Source organism: Cryobacterium sp. 10I1 (genome assembly GCF_035019805.1).
In the GTDB taxonomy this organism is placed as follows: domain Bacteria; phylum Actinomycetota; class Actinomycetes; order Actinomycetales; family Microbacteriaceae; genus Cryobacterium; species Cryobacterium glucosi.
Window position 1 is genome coordinate 1 of record NZ_JASJVF010000562.1, and the last position, 467, is coordinate 467.

Annotated in this window: 1 protein-coding gene; it reads left to right on the top strand. The window is 70.4% G+C overall.

Translation table 11 applies throughout. From position 1 onward, the window contains the following. Window positions 1-15 precede the first annotated feature (15 nt). Window positions 16-467, top strand: a 452-nt coding sequence (locus tag QN345_RS19785; RefSeq protein WP_323509210.1) for a hypothetical protein, incomplete at its 3' end; no start/stop codon positions are given.

The window sequence follows — 467 nt, forward strand, 5'->3', positions numbered from 1 at the left end:
GGGTAGAATCGGGGTATGGCAGGAGCTTCAGATCCCCAGTCACACACCCCGCAGGCCCACGATTCAGTGGCCGCGGGAGATCAGCCCATCACGGTGGGCCGCGTATCCACCGAGTCGGCCCATCCGGTTGCGGTTGCCGAGGGTTTCGAGGGCGCGGAGGGTCTGGTCGGCTCGGTGTCGTCGGTTCATGCGGATGCTGTCGCCCGGCTCGTGGAGGCGCAGGCGGTTCTCGCCGATGCCCTGGCGGCGATCCCGGTCGGGCTGCTCAGCGATACAGAAGCTGTCTCGGCGCTGAGTACCGTGGAGGCGATCGGGCGGACGGTGGATGCGGCCCGGGTGAGCACGGCGACGGATGTGGATCGGCGGGCCCGGGTCCTCGGCCGGGAGGGTCTGGCCTGGCGGATGGGCTGCACGGGCCCGTGGGATGTCCTCACCCGGGTGACGCGGGTGTCGGCCCGGGAGGTGAA